The sequence below is a fragment of the Phenylobacterium sp. GW823-FHT02A09 genome, from assembly GCF_058797775.1.
Genome location: NZ_JBXAJZ010000003.1, coordinates 150,753 through 169,918, shown reverse-complemented (window position 1 = coordinate 169,918; position 19,166 = coordinate 150,753). Strand labels below are relative to the sequence as shown.

17 protein-coding genes are annotated in these 19,166 nt (G+C 67.6%); 6 read left to right on the top strand and 11 right to left on the bottom strand.

Going from position 1 to position 19,166, the window contains the following annotated elements:
* Window positions 1–29: 29 nt before the first annotated feature.
* The 3 genes from AC1Q87_RS13475 to AC1Q87_RS13465 all read left to right on the top strand — a co-directional run bounded on the left by AC1Q87_RS13475 (window position 30) and on the right by AC1Q87_RS13465 (window position 3,860).
* On the top strand, window positions 30–1,085 hold the full coding sequence (locus tag AC1Q87_RS13475) for a sulfate ABC transporter substrate-binding protein (RefSeq protein ID WP_492609437.1): 1,056 nt from the start codon (window positions 30–32) through the stop codon (window positions 1,083–1,085).
* A 98-nt stretch (window positions 1,086–1,183) separates the two neighbouring features.
* Window positions 1,184–1,450: a SemiSWEET family sugar transporter gene (locus AC1Q87_RS13470; RefSeq protein ID WP_492609436.1), complete on the top strand. Its 267-nt coding sequence runs from the start codon at window positions 1,184–1,186 to the stop codon at window positions 1,448–1,450.
* 94 nt (window positions 1,451–1,544) lie between these two features.
* A complete protein-coding gene (locus AC1Q87_RS13465; RefSeq protein WP_492609435.1) occupies window positions 1,545–3,860 on the top strand; it encodes a tetratricopeptide repeat protein in 2,316 nt (771 codons plus the stop codon).
* Here AC1Q87_RS13465 and AC1Q87_RS13460 read toward each other — a convergent pair.
* The 7 genes from AC1Q87_RS13460 to AC1Q87_RS13430 are packed head-to-tail and all read right to left on the bottom strand — an operon-like array spanning window position 3,857 to window position 9,578.
* Window positions 3,857–4,669, bottom strand: a complete 813-nt coding sequence (locus tag AC1Q87_RS13460; RefSeq protein ID WP_492609434.1) for an NAD-dependent epimerase/dehydratase family protein — start codon at window positions 4,667–4,669, stop codon at window positions 3,857–3,859. The genes AC1Q87_RS13465 and AC1Q87_RS13460 overlap by 4 nt on opposite strands.
* Window positions 4,666–5,157, bottom strand: coding sequence for an acyltransferase (locus tag AC1Q87_RS13455; protein ID WP_436060052.1), 492 nt, complete (start codon window positions 5,155–5,157; stop codon window positions 4,666–4,668). Before AC1Q87_RS13455 ends, AC1Q87_RS13460 begins: the two co-directional genes overlap by 4 nt.
* A 9-nt stretch (window positions 5,158–5,166) precedes the next feature.
* Window positions 5,167–5,703: a dTDP-4-dehydrorhamnose 3,5-epimerase gene (gene rfbC / locus AC1Q87_RS13450; protein ID WP_492609433.1), complete on the bottom strand. Its 537-nt coding sequence runs from the start codon at window positions 5,701–5,703 to the stop codon at window positions 5,167–5,169.
* Window positions 5,703–6,944: a methyltransferase domain-containing protein gene (locus tag AC1Q87_RS13445; protein ID WP_492609432.1), complete on the bottom strand. Its 1,242-nt coding sequence runs from the start codon at window positions 6,942–6,944 to the stop codon at window positions 5,703–5,705. The genes rfbC and AC1Q87_RS13445 overlap by 1 nt, the downstream gene beginning before the upstream one ends.
* Window positions 6,944–8,002: a CDP-glucose 4,6-dehydratase gene (gene rfbG / locus AC1Q87_RS13440; RefSeq protein WP_492609431.1), complete on the bottom strand. Its 1,059-nt coding sequence runs from the start codon at window positions 8,000–8,002 to the stop codon at window positions 6,944–6,946. Before rfbG ends, AC1Q87_RS13445 begins: the two co-directional genes overlap by 1 nt.
* Window positions 7,999–8,772, bottom strand: coding sequence for a glucose-1-phosphate cytidylyltransferase (gene rfbF, locus AC1Q87_RS13435; protein ID WP_492609430.1), 774 nt, complete (start codon window positions 8,770–8,772; stop codon window positions 7,999–8,001). Before rfbF ends, rfbG begins: the two co-directional genes overlap by 4 nt.
* Before the next feature lie 2 nt (window positions 8,773–8,774).
* Window positions 8,775–9,578 (bottom strand): cephalosporin hydroxylase family protein, encoded by an 804-nt coding sequence (locus tag AC1Q87_RS13430; protein WP_492609429.1) that lies wholly within the window; start codon window positions 9,576–9,578, stop codon window positions 8,775–8,777.
* A 129-nt stretch (window positions 9,579–9,707) separates the two neighbouring features.
* Between AC1Q87_RS13430 and AC1Q87_RS13425 the strand changes: the two genes are divergently transcribed.
* Both AC1Q87_RS13425 and AC1Q87_RS13420 read left to right on the top strand, forming a co-directional pair.
* Complete coding sequence (locus tag AC1Q87_RS13425; RefSeq protein ID WP_492609428.1) at window positions 9,708–10,427, top strand: sulfotransferase domain-containing protein; 720 nt, start codon at window positions 9,708–9,710, stop codon at window positions 10,425–10,427.
* A 40-nt stretch (window positions 10,428–10,467) separates the two neighbouring features.
* Complete coding sequence (locus tag AC1Q87_RS13420; protein WP_492609427.1) at window positions 10,468–11,535, top strand: M23 family metallopeptidase; 1,068 nt, start codon at window positions 10,468–10,470, stop codon at window positions 11,533–11,535.
* Between the two features lie 322 nt (window positions 11,536–11,857).
* On the opposite strand, the gene AC1Q87_RS13415 is transcribed toward AC1Q87_RS13420, so the two are convergent.
* From AC1Q87_RS13415 to AC1Q87_RS13405, 3 genes are all read right to left on the bottom strand, one after another.
* Window positions 11,858–13,642, bottom strand: coding sequence for a calcium-binding protein (locus AC1Q87_RS13415; RefSeq protein ID WP_492609426.1), 1,785 nt, complete (start codon window positions 13,640–13,642; stop codon window positions 11,858–11,860).
* 218 nt (window positions 13,643–13,860) lie between these two features.
* The gene (locus tag AC1Q87_RS13410) at window positions 13,861–15,234 is read right to left on the bottom strand and encodes an HlyD family type I secretion periplasmic adaptor subunit (RefSeq protein ID WP_492609425.1); all 1,374 of its coding nucleotides are present in this window, start codon (window positions 15,232–15,234) and stop codon (window positions 13,861–13,863) included.
* Window positions 15,231–17,009, bottom strand: a complete 1,779-nt coding sequence (locus AC1Q87_RS13405; RefSeq protein WP_436060042.1) for a type I secretion system permease/ATPase — start codon at window positions 17,007–17,009, stop codon at window positions 15,231–15,233. Before AC1Q87_RS13405 ends, AC1Q87_RS13410 begins: the two co-directional genes overlap by 4 nt.
* Before the next feature lie 159 nt (window positions 17,010–17,168).
* On the opposite strand from AC1Q87_RS13405, the gene AC1Q87_RS13400 reads away from it, so the two are divergent.
* On the top strand, window positions 17,169–17,936 hold the full coding sequence (locus tag AC1Q87_RS13400; protein ID WP_492609424.1) for a DUF6270 domain-containing protein: 768 nt from the start codon (window positions 17,169–17,171) through the stop codon (window positions 17,934–17,936).
* Here AC1Q87_RS13400 and AC1Q87_RS13395 read toward each other — a convergent pair.
* Complete coding sequence (locus AC1Q87_RS13395) at window positions 17,918–19,150, bottom strand: hypothetical protein (RefSeq protein WP_492609423.1); 1,233 nt, start codon at window positions 19,148–19,150, stop codon at window positions 17,918–17,920. The genes AC1Q87_RS13400 and AC1Q87_RS13395 overlap by 19 nt on opposite strands.
* Between the last annotated feature and the right edge of the window lie 16 nt (window positions 19,151–19,166).

Sequence of the window (19,166 nt, the reverse complement as noted above, 5' to 3'; positions counted from 1 at the left end):
ACGAGACCGAAGAACAAGGACCTCGATCCATGAGCCAGAACCGACAAGTCCCGTCCCGCCGCGGCGTGCTTGCCGCCGGGACCGCCGCCGGCGCCGCGGCCGTGGCCGCGCCGGCCCTGATGGCCGGCCCCGCCGCCGCCCAGGGCAAGGCGATCACCCTGCTGAACGTCAGCTATGACCCGACGCGGGAGCTCTACAAGGACATCAACGCCGCCTACGCCAAGTACTGGAAGGACAAGGTCGGCCAGGACCTGGTGATCCAGCAGAGCCACGGCGGGTCGGGCAAGCAGGCCCGCTCGGTGATCGACGGCCTGCAGGCCGATGTCGTCACCCTGGCGCTGGCCAGCGACATCGACGAGATCGCCGCCAAGGCCAAGCTGCTGCCGGCCAACTGGCAGTCGCGTCTGCCCAACAACTCCACGCCCTACACCTCGACCATCGTGTTCCTGGTTCGCAAGGGGAACCCCTGGAAGATCAAGGACTGGGGCGACCTGATCAAACCCGGCATCGACGTGATTACGCCCAACCCGAAGACCTCGGGCGGCGCGCGCTGGAACTACCTCGCCGCCTGGGCGTGGGCCCTGCGCCAGCCGGGCGGCAACGCCGCCAAGGCGGAGGCCTTCGTCGGCGAGCTGTTCAAGCACGTGCCGGTGCTCGACACCGGGGCGCGCGGCTCGACCACCACCTTCGTCCAGCGCGGCATCGGCGACGTGCTGCTGTCGTGGGAGAACGAAGCCTACCTCGCCATCGAGGAGCTGGGCCCAGGCAAGGTGGACATCGTCTATCCGTCGATGTCGATCCTGGCCGAACCGCCGGTCGCGCTGGTCGACAAGGTCGTCGACCGCAAGAAGACCCGCACCATCGCCGAGGGCTATCTGAACTTCCTCTACAGCCCGCTGGCCCAGGACCTGATCGGCAAGAACCATTACCGCCCGCGCAATCCCGAAGCGGCGGCCAAGTGGTCCAAGAAGTTCCCGAAGATCCCGCTCGTCACCATCGACGACACCTTCGGCGGCTGGAAGAAGGCCCAGGCGCTGCACTTCGGCGACGGCGGCGTCTTCGACAAGATCTACAAGCCGCGCTGATCCTTCCCACAGGGATAGGCGTGACGAGGGCGCGGGGCGCAAGCTCCGCGCCCTTCTTCATGCACGCAACCTCGGCCGCGGAAGGCCGTTCTGCGGCCATGGCCCTGTCATTCGCCGACATCGTCGGGACCGCCGCGGCGCTGTGCTCGATGGCCAGCTTCACGCCGCAGATCGTCAAGATCTGGCGCGAAAAGGACGCCTCCTCGATCAGCCTGCGGATGTACGTGGTGACCGTGACCGGGTTCAGCCTGTGGACGGTCTATGGCGTCCTGACCGGCAGCTGGCCGGTGATCGGGGCCAACAGCGTCTGCCTGATGCTGTCGGCGGTGATCCTGGGCCTGAAGTGGCGCTACCGCGACCGATAAACGCGCCATAGTTGGCGCCGCGGGCGGCCCTCACTAGATTGCCGCCCACTTCGAGGGCGATCCGCCGCGACGCCCGCGCCAACAGGAAGTCTTGATGTCGATCGATAGATTCGCCCCCGCCGAAGCCGCCCTGAAGGCTGGAGACTTCGAAGAGGGCATGCGGTTGATCGAAGCCGAACTGGAGAGCGATCCCAAGGCCCCGGTCGGTGTCTATCGCAACCTCACCGCCATGCTGTTCCGCAACAACCGCATCGAGCAGATGGGCCGCTGGGCCGCGGTCGGGACGGAACTGTACCCGAAGGACTACGATCTCTGGAACGTGCTCGGCGTTTCCTATCGCCGGACCAAGAAGTTCGACGAGGCGATCAAGGCGTTCCGCCTGGCCGAGAAGATCAATCCCAAGAACACCTCGGCGCTCAGCAACCGCGGCAACGTCTACAACGACATGCGCAACGGCCCGGCCGCGGTGGAGGTGTTCACCAAGATCGTCCGCCTGCAGCCGAGCTCGGCCGAGGCACAGCGCAATCTGGGCCGCGCCTACTGGTTCTCCACCGACCTGGAAAAGGCGACGATGCGGCTGAACCTCGCGGTGAAGCTGAAGCCCGACTACATCGACGCCTGGCTCGACTTGGCCGCGGTCACCTCAGAGCGCCACGGCTATCCCGAGGCCCTGACCGTGGTCGACCAGGCGCTGGCGATCAATCCCGACACCGTGCGGCTGTGCGAGGCGCGCACGACCTCCCTGCGTCGCTCGGGCCGCCTGCGCGACGCCGAGGCCTATCTGATCTCGCTGCGCGATCGGTTCGACGACCAGGCCTGGCTCCACCACCAGCTGGGCGGCGTGATCAGCGACTACGACCGCAAGCGCGGCAACGAGCACATGGAGATCTCGCTCAAGCTCGCCCCCGACAATTTCGAGTACCGCATCGCGCTCGCCGAGAGCCTGGCCCGCTCGCGCTACGGCAATGAGGCCGAGCACCTGGAGCGGGCCTACCAGATCCTCAAGGAGGCGCTCGACCCGACCGTCAAGCTGACCCCCTCGGGCCAGAAGGTGGCGCTGGAGATCCTGATCCGCCTGGGCGACTACGACACCGCCGACATGCTCGGCAGCTTCTCGGAGGTCGGCCATGGCTGGGCGAGCTCGGGCAAGCACACCGCCCTGCTCGGCCACCTGGCCCGGATCACCGGCCAGGAGGACCGCCTGGACCTGCTGGAGATGCACCGGGTCTGGGGCCGCGCCGTCGCCAAGACGGTCGAGCGCTGGCCGATCGAGCGTCCGGCTCCGCGGCCCGACAACGGCAAGCTGCGGATCGGCTTCATGTCGTCGGACCTGCGCAACCACCCGGTCGCCTACTTCGCCATGCCGCTGTTCCAGCACCTCGATCGCAGCCGCTTCGAGGTCTACTGCTACTCCTACTTCCAGGGCGACAACGCCGATCAGACCCAGACCCGGATCGCCGAACTGGTCGACGCCTTCCGCTGGGAAAAGGACATCAGCGACCGCGACGCGGCCCAGATGATCGCCAACGACCAGCTCGACTTGCTGATCGAACTGGGCGGTTCGACCCACATGAACAAGCTCGGCGTCATGGCCTTCAAGCCGGCGCCTCTGCAGGCCAGCTGGCTCGGCTATCCGCACTCGGCGGGCCTGGAGACCATCGACCACCTGATCCTCGATCCCTACGTCGCGCCGACCGGACCCGACCTGCTGATCGAAGAGCCGCTGCTGATGCCCAAGAGCTGGATCGCGATGGGCGAGCAGGCCTTCCCGCCCCGCCCGATCACCGAGGGCACGCCCGAGCAGCGCAAGGGCTTCCTGACCTTCGGGACCGCCAACAACCCCTACAAGTACAGCCGCGAGATGGTGCGGACCTGGGCGCGGGTGACCGCCGCGGTCGAGAACGCGCAGTTCCTGTTCATCCGGCCGGAAGGCGGCACGCCGACCTTCCGCAAGAGCATGCTCGAGCTGTTCGCGGCTGAAGGCGTCGGCGAAGATCGCGTGCGGTTCGAGGACATCCGCGGCGCGCACCTGCCGTTCTACAACGAGATCGACATCTCGCTGGACACCTTCCCGCAGACCGGCGGGACCACCACCTGCGAGTCGCTGTGGATGGGCGTGCCAGCGGTGACCCTGGTCGGCGAAGCGATGTTCGAGCGGCTCAGCTACTCGATCCTGACCAACGCCGGTCTGGGCGACCTCTGCGCGCGCACGCCCGACGAGTTCGTCGAGATCGCCCTGCGGCTGGCCAAGGATCCGGCCCGTCGCGCGGAGCTGCGCGTCAACCTGCGCGACATGCTGAAGGCCAGCCCGCTCGGCCAGACCCAGCAGTTCGCCACCGACTTCTACGAGATGCTGGAGGGCGCCGTGGCCCGCGCCCGCGCCAGCGGCAAGATCGCCGCCGCGGCCTAGCCGAGGAAGAAGCCGGGGTCGGCGAGCGCCCCGGCGATGACCGCGCGCGCGTCCCTCGGTTCGACGCCCAACGACCGTAGCCGGGCGATGTCGCACACGGGCCCATGCGGCGCGCCCTGACCGGTCAGGGTCAGGGTCCAGCCGGCCTCGCCCATCACCGCCGCGACGTCGCCGTTCGACAGGGACTCGCCGCGGGCGATGTTGACGACGCCGTCGGCGTCCTGCGCATCCATGGCCAGCAGCGCCGCGATCACGTCGGCCGCATGAATGTAGTCACGGCCGGCCTGGGGCGAGCTGTCGAGGGTGATGGCCTTCTCATGCCGCGCCCGCTTGAGCAGGTCCGACAGGAAGCCGCCGGCGTCCTCCGCCCAGTCGAAGACATTGGCCAGCCGCGCCACCGCCGCGCGGCCGCCCGAGCGCGCCAGGCAGAGGTTCTCGCCCAGGGCCTTGGAGAGGTCGTAAACGTTGCGCGGCGCGGCGACGTCGAACTCCAGGATGTCGCTCTCCTTGCCGCCGCGCGGGCCAAGGCTGTCATAGACCCGCGTCGAGGAGAGATAGATCAGCCGCTCGAAGGTCGCGTCGCGCAGCACCGCGTTCAGCAGCCCGACATGCGCCTCGACCGTATCGTAGGGCCGGACCATGAAGTCGCCGGTGAGGCCGGCGCAGTAGAAGACCCGGCCGAGGTCCCGCGTGAACAGCGCCGCGTCGCCGCGGGCCGGGGCGTACACATCCTCGCCGCGCGCGCTCAGCATCGTGACGAGACGCGAGCCGATGAAGCCGCCGGCCCCGATGACGGTGTAGCGGCTCATTCGCCGCGCGCGCCGACGCGCTGGGCCGGAACGCCGGCATAGATCGAATAGGGCTCCAGCTTGCCGCGCACGACCGCGCCGGCGGCGACGACGCAGCCGGTCCCGATGTCGGCCCCGTCCAGAACCACGACATTGGCCCCCAGCCAGACGTCGTCGCCGATGACGATGCCGCCCTTGGACGGCAGGAAGCCCTGGTCGCGGATCCGGCGCTCCCTGTCGCCGAACGCGTGGTTGGTCGGCGCCAGGGTGCAGTTGGCGGCGATCAGCACCGCGTCGCCCAGCTTCACGCCGTTCCCCGTGTAGATCACCGTGCCGGAGTTGATCGCGCAGTCGGCGCCAATCACCAGCTCGCCCATGCCGCCAGCCGGTTTGATCTTCACGAAGGCGTCGACCATCGTCCGCGCCCCAATGCGCATCAGGGTGCCGCGGGCCGAGGGTTCGATATCGGCCAGCGGCGAGATCTTGGCGGTGGGGTCGATGTCCAGCATGGCGGCAGTCTAGGCGGCGCCGTCCAGGTCGGGATAGTCCGCATCCCGCTGCGAGATGACGCTCGGGGAAAGCGGCCAATCGATGCCGAAGGCCGGGTCGTTCCAGCGCACGCCGCGGCCGTGGCCGGGCACGAAGATGCGGTCGATCTGGTAGAGGACGTCGGAGTCGTCCTCCAGGGTGACGAAGCCGTGCGCCATGCCCTTGCCGATCAGCAGGGCGCGGCCGTTGTCGGCCGACAGCTCGGTCCCGGTCCAGCGGCGGTAGGTCGCGCTGGCCGGGCGCAGGTCGACGGCGACGTCGAAAATTCGCCCACGGACGACCCGAACCAGCTTGGACTCTTCGTGCGGCGCGGCTTCGTAGTGCATGCCGCGCAGGGTGCCGGCCCGCAGGTTGCGCGACAGGCTAGTCTGCTGCGGGACGAAGGGATGTCCAGCGGCGGCGAACTCGTGCGGGCAATGCAGGCGCGCGAACGCGCCGCGCTCGTCGCTCATCAGGTCCAGGTCGACGATCACGACGCCGTCGATGTCGGTCGCCGTGAACTGCATCAACCGACGACCTTGGTGTCCGGCGCAGCGGTCACGAACTGCCCACCCCAGTCGCGGATATAGGCCAGTTGGCCCATGATCTCGTCCTTCAGGTTCCAGGGCAGGATGACCACGTAGTCGGGCTTGAAGTCGGCGATCGCGGACGGCGCGTGGATCGGAATGTGCGTGCCCGGCAGGTAGCGGTCCTGTTTGTGCGGATTGGCGTCGAACACCGCCACGATGTCGCCGGGCGTGACGCCGGCATAGTTCAGGAAGGTGTTGCCCTTGGCGGCCGCGCCGTAGGCGGCGACGCTCTTGCCCTCGCTCTTGGCCTTGGCGAGGAACGCCAGGAAGCCGCGGCGGACCTCCTCGACACGGGTGGCGAAGCCCTCGTAGCCGGCCGCCTGGTCGAGACGGGCCGCGTGCTCGCGGGCCCGCAGGTCGCGCAGGGCTTGCGTCTCCTGATGGCTGGACACCTCGTGCGCGCAGAACAGCCGCAGCGAGCCGCCGTGCGTCGCCAGCAGCTCGACGTCGAACGGGCGCAGGCCGTTGGCGCGCAGCACCTTCTCGACCGCCAGCAGCGACAGATACGAGTAGTGCTCGTGATAGATGGTGTCGAACTGGACCTTCTCGATCAGGTTCAGCAGGTGCGGGAACTCGAAGGTCAGCACGCCCTCCGGCTTCAGCACGTGCTGGAAGCCGGCGACGAAGTCGCCGATGTCGGGCACGTGGGCCAGGACGTTGTTGCCGGCCATCAGGTCGGCGGCGATTCCCCGGGCCTTCAGGTCACGGCCGGTCGCGTCGTTGAAGAAAGTGACCTCGGTGGGGACGCCCCGCTCCTTGATCGCCACTTCGGCGGTGTTGGCGGTCGGCTCGATCCCCAGCACTGGCACGCCCATCGCCTTGAAGTGCTGCAGCAGATAGCCGTCGTTGGAGGCGACCTCGATGACCAGCGACGACGGCCCCAGGCCGAACCGGGCGGCCATCGCCTCGGCGTAGCGCTTGGCGTGGGCGACCCAGCTTTCCGAATAGGCCGAGAAGTAGGCGTAGCCCTCGTCGAAAATCGCGTCGGCGGCGACCGGATCGTCGGCCTGGACCAGGAAGCAATTCCCGCAGACGCGGGTGTGCAGCGGGTAGAAGCCCTCCTTGCCGGACTCCAGCTGGGCCTTCGTCAGGTACGAATTGGCCAGCGGCTGGTCGCCCAGGTCGAGGAAGGTCTGGGTCAGCGGCGCGGGGCAGAAGCGGCAGGTCGGAGCAGTCATCAAAGGCTTTCGTATCGCGAGATCTGGTCGCGCATCAGGGCCCGGGCGTCGCCGCCGTCGGCCTGGGCGCGGTACCAGTCCATGGTCCAGTCCACCGCCGCGGGCGCGTCCAGGCGGCTTTCGAAGCCGAGGACCTGGCGGGCCAGGCTGGCGTCGATGCCGAGGGACTTGGCCTCCAGCGAGTGGGGATCGGGTTCGTGGCGCCAGGGCTTGGCGCCGAGCGCCTGGGTGGCGCGGGTGGCGAGTTCGCCGACACTGACCTCCGGGCCGCCTGGGCGCGGGCCGAAGTTCAGGGCGCGGGGGGCGGCCGGGTCCGTGGCCAGCCGCTCCAGATAGACGAGATAGCCGGCGACGCAGTCCAGGACATGCTGCCAGGGGCGCGTGGCGTCCGGATGGCGCAGAACGGTGACGGCCTGGGCCTGGCCGGCGCGGACGATGTCGGCCACAAGCCGGTCGCGAGAGAAGTCGCCGCCGCCGATGACATTGCCGCCTCGGGCGGTGGCCAGCGGCACGCCGGCCTTCTCATAGAAACTGCGGGCGAAGCTCTGGGTGACGATCTCGGCCGCCGCCTTGGAAGCCGAATAGGGATCCTTGCCGCCGAGCGCGTCGGTCTCCGCAAACGCCCTGCCCTGCTCGTTGTTGGCGTAGACCTTGTCGGAGGTCACGACGAGGACCGCCGCCAGCGCCGGCTGCGCGCGCAGCGCCTGCAGCAGGTGGGCCGTGCCCATGATGTTGGAGGCGAAGGTGCCGACCGGGTCTTCGATCGAGGTCCGCACGATCGGTTGCGCCGCCATATGCAGCACGAGGTCGAACTGGCGGGCCGAGGCCAGCGCCTGGACCGCCGCCTGATCGCGCAGGTCGACGAAGTGCGAATCGACCAGATCGGCGACGCCGGCCTGATCGAACAAGGCCGGCGTCTGGTCGGGCGCCAGGGAGAGCCCGGTGACCTGCGCGCCCATCTGCGCCAGCCAGACCGCCGCCCACGAGCCCTTGAACCCGGTGTGGCCGGTCAGCAGCACGCGTTTTCCCGCCCAGAAGGCGGGGTTCGGCCGGGTCATTCCCAGAGTTTCCAGGGGGCCTTGCCCGACGCCCAAAGCGCCTCGAGCGTGTTTTTGTCGCGCAGGGTGTCCATGGCCGCCCAGAAGCCGTCGTGCGGCCGGGCCATCAGTTGGCCGTCGCGGGCCAGGCCTTCCAGCGGCTCCAGTTCCCAGACGGTCGAATCGTCCTTGATGCGCTCGACGACCTGCGGCTCCAGCACGAAGAAGCCGCCGTTGATGAGGCCGTTGTCGCCGGGGGGCTTTTCGATGAAGCGCTGCACGCTGCCATCGACGATCTCCAGGGCGCCGAAGCGACCGGGGGGCGAAACCGCGCTGACCGTCGCCTGCTTGCCGTGCGCCTTGTGGAACTCGACCAGCGCGCCGAGGTCGATGTCGCTGACCCCGTCGCCATAGGTCAGGCAGAACGGTTCGTTCGGGTCGAGATATTGGGCCACGCGCTTCAGCCGGCCGCCGGTCATGGTTTCGGCCCCGGTGTCGACCAGGGTCACGCGCCAGGGCTCGTGGTTGGTGGCGTGGTACTCGACGCTGCCCTTGGCCAGATCGACGGTCAGGTCGGCGTTATGCAGGACGTAGTTGGCGAAGTACTCCTTCACCACGTAGCCCTTGTAGCCCAGGCACACGATGAAGTCGTTGAAGCCGTAGTGCGAGTACAGCTTCATGATGTGCCAAAGAATCGGCCGTCCGCCCACCTCGATCATGGGCTTGGGCTTGAGGTGACTTTCCTCGGAGATCCGCGTGCCCAGACCGCCGGCCAGCAGGACGACCTTCATGCTCAGGCGATCCGCTTGACGAAGGCGTCGGGCCAGTAGGTTACGCGCTCGGTCACTGCGCCCTCGTTGAACGGGAAGGCCGGCTCTTCGACGATGAAGCGCTTGTCCTGCGCCACGAAGTCGTGGACCGCCTTTTGCGGGTTGTTCCAGTCCCAGTCGTCGGCCGTGCGCGGGCCGCCCTTGACCTGGGCCATGATGCCGTCGGTGGCGACGACGTACGAGCCGATCTCGATCAGTTCGCCATAGAGGCGCAGCTCTTCGAGGACGTGAGCGTGGGTGTGGTTGGAGTCGAGGACGACCAGCACCTTCTCGCCAGGCTTGATCAGCGCCTTGACCTGATCCAGCACCTCCGGCGCGGTCGACGAGCCTTCGATGAGCTCGATGCGCTTCTTCATCGGGTGCGCCTCGATGGCGGCGCGGTTGTGCGGGCGGATCTCGATGTCGACGCCTACGACGCGGCCCTTGCCCATCGCCTCGAACAGCGAGGCGTAGAAGATCAGCGAGCCGCCGTGGGCGACGCCGGTCTCGACCACAACGTCGGGCTGCAGGGCGTAGATCACCTCCTGCAGGCGAATCATGTCTTCCGGCAGCTGGATGATCGGACGGCCCATCCAGGCGAACGAGTAGACGTACTTCGAATCCCAGGTGGCGCGCAGCCAAGCCTTGGACGCGGCCGCAAAGCCTTCGGCGCTCGCCAGGCTGTGACGAACCTCGGTCTCGCCGTTCTTGACGATGACCTCGCCGCGCTCTTCGTCGATGGTGGTGATCAAGTTCTTCAGGCCTTTTGTGCGGATGCGTCGGGGCAAGGAGATAGCCTGCCCGCCCCGACAGCGAAATCATGCCTCTATTATCTCGTGTCGTTTGCGCGATGAAGCCGTATCCAAGGACCGATCGCCGCGAGCGAGATGATTTGGGGGCCGGGTTTGGCGTCGCGCGTGAACTTCATCATCGCCGGAGTGCAGAAGGCCGGCACGACCGCCCTGTTCGACTACCTGTCCGACGATCCGGCCTACTCGCTCTCGAGCGTCAAGGAGGTTCACTTCTTCGACGATGAGTCGGTCGATTGGGCGACGCCGGACTACGCCCCCTATCACGCGCAGTTCGAGTGGGAGGGGCAGGCGATCCGCGGCGAGGCGACGCCGATCTATCTCTACTGGCCGCGTAGCCTCGAACGGATCGCAGCGTACAACCCGGCGGTCCGGCTGATCGTCATGCTGCGCGATCCTGTGGAGCGGGCCTGGTCGCATTGGCGGATGGAGACCTCGCGCGGGGTCGAGACGCACCCGTTTTCATGGTGCATCCGCCAGGGACGGCGGCGGCTGTTCGACGCCGAGCCCTGGGGCGCGCACCGCGAGTTCTCCTATGTCGAACGCGGCTTCTACGGCGAGCAGGTCGAGCGGCTGTTCGGCCTGTTCCCCCGCGAGCAGGTGCTGTTGCTGCAGGCCGACGATCTGCGGCGGAACCCGGGCGGGACGCTCGATGCTGTCGGGCGCTTCCTCGGCGCGCCGCCGCGAGGCGCGGTCGAGCATCGCGACGTGCATGTGGGCCAGGATGTCGGGGCCGAGCTTCCGGACGCGGACGTAGCTTATCTGCGCGAGATCTACGCCGACGACATGGCGCGCCTGGCGCGGCTGACCGGCGTTTCGTTCTGGTGACGCCATATTGCGGCCCCGCCTAGCCGCGAGGCTGGCGGCTATGCAGGTCGCCCTGAAACCCGTTCCATTCATTCTGGCCGGCGTTCTGGCCGCCTGTACGCCGCCCGAAAGCGGCGCCCGCGCCAAGGCGGCTCCGAACGACCGGCCGGCCGCGGCGGCTGCGGCCGCCGCGGCTCCAGCGGACGGACCGCGCCTCGCCTTCCCGGTGGCCTGTACGGTCGGCCGGGACTGCGAAGTGCAGAACTATGTCGATCGCGACCCGGGACCTGGCGTGCAGGACTATCGTTGCGGCTCCAACACCTACGACGCGCATGGCGGCGTCGACATCCGGATCCTCGACATGGCGGCGCAGCGGGCCGGGGTCGCAGTGCTGGCGGCCGCCGACGGCCGCGTGGCGCGCCTGCGCGACGGGGTCGAAGACGTCTCGGTGACCAAGATCGGCCGGGCGGCCCTGGACGGTCAGGACTGCGGCAACGGCGTGGTCGTCGATCATGGCGATGGCTGGGAGACCCAATATTGCCACGTCGCCAAGGGCAGCCTGAAGGTGAAGGTCGGCGACCAGGTGACCTCCGGCCAGCCGCTCGCGCTCATCGGCCTGTCGGGCAACACCGAGTACCCGCACGCCCACGTCACCGTGCGGCGTAACGGCGAGATGGTGGACCCTTCCGCGCCAAACCTGCCGAATGGAACCTGCGCCGGGCCCAATCCGCCAGCCAGCCTGTGGACGCCCGCGGCCGCTCAGGCGATGGCCTACAAGCCCGGCGTCGTGCTCAACACCGGCTTCGCCGCCGCCCCGGTGTCGACGGAGTCGATCGAGGCCGGCGGCATCGCGCCGCCCACCAGCGCCTCCCCGATGCTCATCGCCTATGTGCGGGCGATCAATCTGCGCGGCGGCGACGTGCAGGAGCTGAGCATCGTCGGACCCGACGGCAAGCCGCTCGCCACAGGGGCTCAGCCGCCGCTCGATCGCGCCAAGGCGCAGTACATGATGTTCACCGGAAAGCGGGCAGGAGGTTCGCCGTGGTCGTCCGGGGAATACAAGGCGACCTACCTCGTAAAGCGCGACGGCAAGGCCGTGATCAGCCAAACGTTCGCGATTCGGCTTTAGGGGCTGATCGAAGGCGCGTGCGTCACAGCGCCGCTCACAAATCCGTTAGACGCGCTTGCAGACCGGCCGCCCCCCTAGGCGGCTGAGTCGCGATGCGTTACAGTTCAGTGTCAGCCTTGCTCTCCATGGCTGTGTCGCTTTGATCGGGCGGTGAAGCACCAGCTTCGCCGCCCGATTTCTTTTGGCGGCACACGGTCGCTGGCGCTTTCCCGACAATCTCATCAGACCTCTGGCGCGCCCCGAGGCGCGGGCGCTGAACGACGCGCATGAAAAAAGGGCCGCCCCGAAGGACGGCCCTCAATTCTCCTAAGGTCTGAAGACCTTAGATGAAGTTGGTGTCGCTGATCTGGCCGAGGTTGGCGCCGACCAGAGCGATGGCCGATTCCGCACCACCGCCAGCGGCGGTGCTGACGAACACCACCACGTCGTTGCCGATCTGAGCCGACACCACGTTGATGGCGCCGTTCAGCAGGGCGTCCGCGGTCGCCTTGGCCGACGCGTAGTCAGCCGAGGTGATCTCGGTGTAGGTGCCCGACGTGACCGTAACGGTCAGGTCGAGCTTGTCGCCCACTTCCCAGCCGTTGATCTGGTCGAGTTCGCCAGCCACCGCGCTCGAGTCGGTCGCGCCGAACACGAAGGTGTCGTTGCCAGCGCCACCCGTCAGGGTGTCCTTGCCAGCGCCGCCGGTGATGGTGTCGTCACCCGTGCCGCCACCGATGACGTCGTTGCCAGCGCCACCAACCAGTTGGTCGTTGCCGTCGCCACCCGAGATCGTGTCGGCCGCAGCGCCACCGGTGATGGTGTCGTTGCCGGCGCCGCCGGTCAGGGTGTTGCTGGCGGTGCCGCCGCCGGCCGCGGTGATGACGTCGTTGCCGTCACCGCCGTCAACCGTGTTCGCACCGGTGCCGACATTGATCGTGTCGTCGCCAGCGCCACCAGCGATGGTGTTGTTGCCGTTGCCGACCGTGATGGTGTCGGTGCCGTCGCCGCCGTCGACAAAGTTGTTGCCGGCGCCCGCGTCGATGGTGTCGTTGCCGCCGCCGCCGTAGACGGTGTCAGCACCGGCGCCCGCGGTGATGTTGTCGTTGCCCAGGTCGCCGTAGACTTGGTTGGCGCCGTCGCCAGCCACGAGGGTGTCGTTGCCTTGACCGCCGTAGATGGTGTCGTTGCCCGTGCCGCCGGTCACGTTGTCATCGCCCATGTTGCCATGGAGCCAATGATTGCCGTCACCCACGGTGATGGTGTCGTTGTCTTGGCCACCCGAGATGGTGTTGTTGCCGTCGCCACCCGAGATGGTGTCGTTACCGGTGTTGCCGTTGATGTTGTCGTTGCCGAGGCCGCCGACGATGCTGTCAGCGCCTTGACCACCGAAGAGGGTGTCGTTGCCGTCACCGCCGTCGATGTTGTCGGCGTCGTCGCCACCGTCGATGCTGTCGTCGCCAGCGCCGCCCGCGAGGGTGTCGGTGCCGGCCAGGCCGAACAGGGTGTCGTTGCCCGCGCCGCCGTCGACACTGTCGTTGCCAGCGTCAGCGTAGACCGTATCCGTGCCGGCGCCGGCGACGATGGTGTCGTTGCCTTGGCCGCCATAGATCAGGTCAGCGCCGGAGCCGCCGGTGATGCTGTCGTTGCCCATGTTGCCATGGATGTAGTTCGAGCCGGCGGAGTCGCCGATGACGTCATCGCCTTGGCCGCCGAGCAGGGTGTCGTTGCCCGCGCCGCCGTCCAGGGTGTCGTTGCCCTTATTGCCTTGCAGGTAGTCGTTGCCGCCGCTGCCGGTCAGGCTGTCGGTGCCGTCGCCGCCCCAGATCACGTCGCCGCCGGCGCCGCCGGCGACGGTGTCAGCCGCCGTCGAGGCCGAGTCGCCCAGGAAGAACACCGAACCGTCCGGGAAGACCGGGGTTTCGCCGTAGAAACCAGTGCCGAACACGACGGTGCGGCCGCCGAAGGTCAGCGAGATGGTTTCCGGGGACGTCGCGGTCGCGGCGGTGATCACCACAGACACGGCCGAAGCGGTCGCGGTCGTGGTGGTGAAGATGAGCTGATCATCGGCGGCCTTGTAGGCCAGGGCCTGCGCCGCCGTGATCGTCTCAAAGAAGTAGTTAGCCATGCTTCTCTCCAGTCTGTGTCACATGGACCCCCGAAACGCCTGGCCACCATTTTCCAATGGAGCGGTCCCAGCGGTCCTTTCCTTACGTCACAACAAGGTCGTGGCGAAGGTTAAACGAGCCCGAGGAATGCGTATCGGAACCTCGGTTGATGCGCAACACCAAAAACGGGTGCAAACCCCCTTCGCCGCTGCGCTTCCTGCTCACCAATTGTTAACGGTCAGTCCTCTCGCAGAGCGTCCCGGATCGTGTCGGTCAATGGGCTCACCACGTAGGACAGGATCGAGCGATTACCTGTAACAATCATGGTCTCAGCGGGCATGCCGGGGGTCAGCTTGTCGCCCTTGGGCAGCTTCACGAGCTCTTGCGGGTCGATCTTCAGATCGACGCGGAAGTAGCCCTCGCCGGTCTTCTCGTCGGCCAGCTGGTCGGCGGAGACCGTCACGACGGTGGCGTCCACCGGCGGGGTGCGACGCGAATTGAAGGCCGAGAGTCGGACCCGAGCCTTCATCCCCGGCTTCACGACATCGACATCCTGCGGCTTGATTCGCCCCGTGACGATCAAGGGCGCGTTGGCCGGAACCACGCTCATCAGCCGCTCGCCGGGCGCGACGACGCCGCCGATAGTGAACTGGGTGAGGTCGAGGACGTAGCCATCGGCCGGCGAACGCACCGTCGCGGCGTTCAGCATTTGGCGGGCGGCGGCCAGCTTCGGGGTCGCCTCGGCCAAGCCGGTCTGCATCTGGCGCAGGCCTTCGGCCGCCTGGGTGATGCGCTGCTCCTTGAGCGTGGTGATCTGCAGCCGCGTCTCGCCGATCTGCTCGCGCAGCCGGGTGATCTCGGCGATCAGCTGTCCTTTGCGGCCAGCCAGGTCGGCCAGCGAGCGCTGATAGCGCAGGATCAGGGTCTTCGGCGCATAGCCCTTCTCGTAGAGCGTCTGATAGCCGGCCAGTTCCTCGCGGGTCAGGCGGTCCGATTCGCGCACCGCGTCGACCTGCGCCTGGACGCCGCCGATCTGGGTCTCAAGCTGCTGGAGCTTTTGCGCCAAGACCGCGCCCTGGGTCTCGAAGAACTGCAGGCGCGAGGTGAACAGGAACTCCTGGTCGCGGATGATTCCCGCGACTCGCGGATCATTGGGCGCACGGGCGGTCAGCTCGGCGGGAATCACCAGCGCTTTCTGATCGGTCGCCTCGGCCTGGAAGCGCGCCAGCTGCGCGGTCAGGGTGTCGTACTGATTCTGCAGGACGTCGGTGCTGGCGCGCGGCTGCACTTCGTCGAAGGTCAGCAGCACCTGGTTCTGCCGAACGTGCTGGCCCTCCTTGACGTTGATCGTCTTGATCGTGCCGCCCTCGCGATGGCGGATGGTCTTGCGGTTGTCTTCGACCCGCACGACGCCAGGAGCAACCACGGCGCTGTCGACCTTGGCCACCGCCGCGAAGAGCGTCAGGCCGACCACGAACACGCCGACCACCGCCGCGCCGGCCATGATCGGGCGGCGCATGCGTTGCGCCAGAACCGGATCAAGCGGAACGAGGTCCTTATCGTCGAACTGCGGCGTGACGTAGGGCTTCGGCGCGTTGAAATCCATTTTCATCGGCCGGCCTCGATCGCACGCGGAGCGGCGGGTTGAACGACCCGCGCCATGACCTGGTCGCGCGGCCCGAACATCTCCATCCGGCCGTCACGCAGCATCAGCATCTTGTCCGCCGAGCGGAACACGCTCGGCTTGTGGGAGACGATCACGATCGTCGAACCGCCGGCCTTCAGCGCGTCGAGCGCCTTGACCAACGCCTCTTCGCCCTCGGCGTCGAGGGCGGCGTTCGGCTCGTCGAGCACGATCAGTCGCGGATTGCCGAGCAGCGCCCGGGCCAGACCCACGCGCTGGCGCTGGCCGGCCGACAACACGTGACCGGATTCGCCGAGGTCAGTGTCGTAGCCGTTCGGCAGCCGCAGGATCAGCTGGTGGACGCCGGCCACCTGGGCCGCGCGAACCACCTGCTCGTCGTCCACGTCGGCGCGGAAGCGGGCGATGTTGTCGCGAATGCTGCCGGAGAACAGCTCGGTGTCCTGCGGCAGGTAGCCCACGTGACGACCGAAGTCCCCGCGATCCCAGGTGTAGACGTCGGCGCCATCGAGGCGGACGTTGCCGTTATTCGGCTGCCAGATGCCGACCATCAGGCGGGCCAACGACGACTTACCGGCGCCCGACGGGCCGATGATCCCGAGCATCTCGCCCGGTTCGATCTTGAAGTTGACGCCTTGCAGCACGAAGCGGGTGGCGCCCTGCGGCGCGAAGTTCACGCCTTCGACCGACAGCTGGCCCAGCGGCTTGGGGAGCGTCGTGGCGAGTTTGGTCGGACGGTAGTCGGCGAACAACGAGTTCAGGCGCTGATAGGAGCGGTAGCCGTTGGTCAGGGCGTCCCAGGAGCCGACCAAGCGCTCGATGGGCTGCAGCGCACGGGCCGCCAGGATCATGTTGGCGAACAGCAGGCCGGAATGGATCTTGCCCTTGACCACCAGATAGGCGCCGATGGCGATGATCAGCACCTGAATGGCCTGACGCACGAACTTACTGATGTTGCTGATGATGCTGGCGCGTTCGCTGGCGCTGGCGCTGCGCTCCATGGTGATCGAGCGGAACGTCGCCCAACGCGATCCCAGCGGCTCGACCATGCCCATGGCCCGCACGACCTCGCCATTGCGAAGAGCGGCGTCCGTGAAGGCGTAGCTGCGCAGGGCCGCTTCGTTGGCTTCCTTCAGCGCCGGACGCGTCGCCCGGTCCTGGAAGAGGGTGATGAGGAACAGCAGCACCGCACCGCCGATCGTGACCAATCCGATGATCGGGTCGATGATCAGCAGCACGATCATGAACACCGGCATCCACGGCAGGTCGAACATGGTGCCGAACGCCGGCCCGGTCAGCATCTGGCGGAAACCGTCGAGGTCTCGCAGCGCCTGCGAGCGCGCCGACGGATTGCCGCGGATAACCGTATCGAACAGCGCAGAGAACACGCGGCCCGACACACGCTGATCCATGATCACGCCGTAGTTGATCAGCACCTTGGCGCGGAAATCATCGATCAAACCCGAGATCAGAAAGGCCAACATGACCATGAAGGTCAGGACCAGCAGGGTGGGCACGCTGTAGCTCGAAAGCACGCGGCCGTAGATCTGGAAGGTGAAGATCGGCAGCGCCAAGTACAGCAGGTTGGAAACCAAGCTGAAGCCGCCAGCGTAGGCGAGCGGCTTGTACCCTTCCTTGATCGCTCGGGTGAGCGGATTGTCGGGCATATCCGCGAACGGATTGAAGATCTTCATGCGCGCCGCGCCGTTCCGTGGATGGTCGCCGCCGATGGCCGGAGTGACCATGGCCGAAATAGGTGCTCGAAGTCCAAGGCGGATTGCGCCAAAAACGCGCGACACATGATCGGGCCTCTTAAGGATGTCAATGGCGCTCGCGAACGCGAAAATTCGCGCCATGCGTGTCGAAGTTATAATCGCCGTCGCCTGAGGCGCGAGGAGTAAGGATTGCCCAGGGTCGCCGTAATCGGGAGTTGCATTACCCGCGATGTGTGGCCGATCGTGGGCGAAGCGCCGCCGCGGGACCTGCTCTATATTTCGCGCACCAGCCTGCCGAGCCTGTTCGCGCCGCCGATCCGCGGCGTCGATCTGAGCGATGACCTGCCGCCGGAGCTGGCGGCCTTTCCTCATCGCTCGATGGTCGCCGATCTACAGAAGAGCGCCCTTGCCGCGCTGATCGAACATCGACCGACCCACATCGTCTTCGACTTCATCGACGAGCGGCTGGACCTGATCTGCGTGCAGGACAGCATCGCCACCCATAGCTGGGAGCTGGATGTGAGCGGCTACCTAGACCAGCCTGCGTTCGACGGCGCGCGAAGCCTTCCGCGCACCAGCCCGGCCAGCGATCTGCTCTGGCGACAAGGGCTCGACCACATGGCGGCGCTGCTTCGACTGACGCCGCTGGCCGGCGCTGCCCTGATCCTTCACGAGGCGCAGTGGGCGAACGAGTATCTGGACGAGAACGGCAAGCGACGGACCTTCGGCGACGTCGAGATCTTCACCGGCAAGCCGGCCAAGATCGCCGACTACAATGCCGTGCTGGCGCGCCACCAGGCGGCGTTCGCCGCCGCCGTGCCGCAAGCGGTGCGCATCGCGGCTCCGTCAACCATGCATCTGGCCGACAGCCGCCATCGCTGGGGCCTCAGCCCGTTTCACTATGTCGAAGACTACTACCGCGACGTCTGGCGGCAGCTTCAGGCGCTTGGAGTCTGAGCCCCGCCCCTGCGGGCCCACTGCTCCAACGGCGTCAGCGCCCGGCCCGCGAACTCGGCGGCCAGATCCAGGAATCCGGCGTCCGGGCACCCGAGCCAGGGTTCGCTGATCCGCCAGGCGCCGCCTTGCAGGTAGTCGAGAAGCGGGTTGCGGCCGGGCGGCGGCCCGTCCACGCGCTGGCCCAGATAGCGCGCGGTGTCGAACCAGGGACCAGGGCTGCGGCCTTCGCCGCCGCCGACCAGCAGGAAGTGCGTCAGCGGTTCGACTGAAACAACGTCCGGGTACTGATCGCGATACCATGTCGGGTCGAACAGCGGATGCGGCTTCAGCCCGGCGGCGGAGCCGACCTCGATATAGTGAACCAGCGACGGCGCGCCGGCGTCGCCCGCCTGGGCGAGTTGTTCGGCGTAGTAGTCGGCGGCGAACAGCGGGTGGGGGCTGAGCCCGCGCGCCGCGCCCTCGCGCTCATAGTGGGTGATCGGGTTCTCGCCGCTGGCGATCAGATCGGGCGCCTGGCGCAGATAGTAGGCGACATCGAACAAGGGGTGGGGATCGCGCCCCTCGCCTGCTCCCACTCGCACGAAGTGTTCGAGCGGCGTCAGGCCAGTCTCGCCCAGCGCCGCGGCGTTCCTCACCCTGTAGAAATCGGTGTCGAACAGGGGATGCGGATCGAGATCCTCCGCCGCGCCATGCAGCAGGTAGTGCGGCAGCGGGCTGGTGCGCGTGCCGACGAGATCCGGCCGCGCGCGCAGATACCAGGCTTGATCGAACAGGGCTGGCGGCTGGACCGATTCATCGCCCCCGCGCCGTGCGTAGGCGGCCATCGCATTCAGCCCGCCTTTCGCACCGTTGCGCCACAGTCCCGACCGCGCAATGACGACGGCCCGCCCGACGGCGCCAAGGCGCTCGAGCGCAGAATCGATGCGCCGTGCGATCCGGTTGTAACGCCGCGGCCGCGCGAAGGGCCGGGCGACTGCGCGATATCCGGTGAGGGCCAGTTCGCGGGCTTGGGCTTCCAGCGCTTCGCGGGCGAGCAGCGCTTCGGCCAGCGCTGCGCCCAGGCGCGTACGGCTGAGGCCGCTCTCGGCGGAAACGCGCTGGCTGGCGCCCTGCAGCGTAGCGCATCGCTGAGCCAAGGCCTCGACCTTGTCGATCAGCGCGCCGGTCGCCTGGATGTCTTCGAGCGCCGCGGGGCCCCCGTTGTCGGCCGCCATGATGGCCCGGCCCTCC